The 227-nt window shown below is 50.2% G+C and carries 1 tRNA gene and 1 rRNA gene; both read right to left on the bottom strand.

Annotation, left to right across the window (positions count from 1 at the left end):
• Positions 1–3 precede the first annotated feature (3 nt).
• Positions 4–80, bottom strand: a tRNA-Ile gene (locus HZZ01_RS21240).
• 73 nt (positions 81–153) lie between these two features.
• Positions 154–227 (bottom strand): 16S ribosomal RNA (locus HZZ01_RS21235); the annotation flags it as partial.

The raw sequence follows: 227 nt of genomic DNA, 5'->3' as shown, positions 1-227 counted from the left end.
ATTTGGTAGGCCTGAGTGGACTTGAACCACCGACCTCACCCTTATCAGGGGTGCGCTCTAACCACCTGAGCTACAAGCCTGTAGAGGTTTTTTCTGCTCGTTACTTTTTATCAGACAATCTGTGTGGACACTGCGCGGGAAGGTATCTTCAGGTAAGGAGGTGATCCAACCGCAGGTTCCCCTACGGTTACCTTGTTACGACTTCACCCCAGTCATGAATCACAAAG

Source organism: Pantoea sp. WMus005 (genome assembly GCF_013415305.1).
GTDB lineage: Bacteria > Pseudomonadota > Gammaproteobacteria > Enterobacterales > Enterobacteriaceae > Pantoea > Pantoea rara.
Note: the sequence above shows the minus strand (reverse complement) of the source record. Positions and strands in the feature narration are given on the sequence as shown.